This is a genomic window from Mesorhizobium sp. M7A.F.Ca.CA.002.05.1.1, assembly GCF_003998335.1.
In the GTDB taxonomy this organism is placed as follows: Bacteria; Pseudomonadota; Alphaproteobacteria; order Rhizobiales; family Rhizobiaceae; genus Mesorhizobium.
In genome coordinates this window covers 1-525 of the sequence record NZ_RZQI01001607.1, presented here as the reverse complement: position 1 = coordinate 525, position 525 = coordinate 1, and the positions used below count along the sequence as shown (strand labels likewise).

The 525-nt window shown below is 63.2% G+C and carries 1 protein-coding gene; it reads left to right on the top strand.

The window, feature by feature from the left end; genetic code table 11:
- Positions 1–129 precede the first annotated feature (129 nt).
- Positions 130–525, top strand: a 396-nt coding sequence (locus tag EN939_RS37315; RefSeq protein WP_164751655.1) for a ParB/Srx family N-terminal domain-containing protein, incomplete at its 3' end; no start/stop codon positions are given.

The window sequence follows — 525 nt, the reverse complement described above, 5'->3', positions numbered from 1 at the left end:
GAACCGGAGTCGGACCGCGCTTCGCCGGCTTCCCGGTTCGGTGGCCAGGAGAGTGAGAGGGGTGCCGGTATTTCATGACGGGTTTGGGTCGAGAGAGAGGCTCTCGGCCACCGTCGCGGAGAAAACACCATGGCTACTGCCGTTCAAAAGATCACCTTGTCGTCCTCGCGCGACATCCCTTTCAACAAGTTGGTGCTCGCCCAGAGCAACGTCCGGCGCATCAAGGCCGGCGTCTCGATCGAGGATCTGGCGGCTTCGATCGCCCGCCGGGGCCTGATCCAGAGCCTCCATGTTCGTCCCCTGCTCGATGCCGGCGGCGACGAGACAGGCATATTCGAGGTGCCGGCCGGCGGTCGCCGCTACCGCGCTCTCGAAATGCTCGTGAGCCAGAAGCGGCTTGCCAGGACCGCACCCGTTCCTTGTGTCATGGGCAACAACGCTGTCCTGGCGGAGGAAGTTTCGCTGGCCGAGAACATCGATCGCGTCCCACTTCATCCATTGGATGCCTATCGCGCGTTCAAGGAC